The sequence below is a fragment of the Arthrobacter sp. E3 genome (genome assembly GCF_017353415.1).
Lineage (GTDB): Bacteria > Actinomycetota > Actinomycetes > Actinomycetales > Micrococcaceae > Specibacter.
Genome location: NZ_JAFMPX010000121.1, coordinates 1 through 285, shown reverse-complemented (window position 1 = coordinate 285; position 285 = coordinate 1). Strand labels below are relative to the sequence as shown.

Sequence of the window (285 nt, the reverse complement as noted above, 5' to 3'; positions counted from 1 at the left end):
ACAACAGCACCGTGCCTGATACCATTGAAAAGCTGATGACGCTGCCGGGTGTCGGCAAAAAAACGGCCAATGTAATAGCAAGCATTATTTACAATGTGCCGGCCATTGCTGTAGATACGCATGTTTTCCGCGTTTCGCACCGGCTGGGGCTTGCAAAGGGTGCAGACCCGCTTGCAACCGAAAAAGAACTGCAAAAGGCAATACCCATGGAAAAATGGAGCGATGCCCATCACTGGCTTATCTGGCACGGCCGCAAAATTTGCAAAGCGCGCAAACCACTGTGCA

Annotated in this window: 1 pseudogene; it reads left to right on the top strand. The window is 51.2% G+C overall.

Annotation, left to right across the window (positions count from 1 at the left end):
• Nucleotides 1-11: 11 nt before the first annotated feature.
• A pseudogene (locus tag JMA46_RS16890) lies at nucleotides 12-285 on the top strand (endonuclease III); the annotation flags it as partial.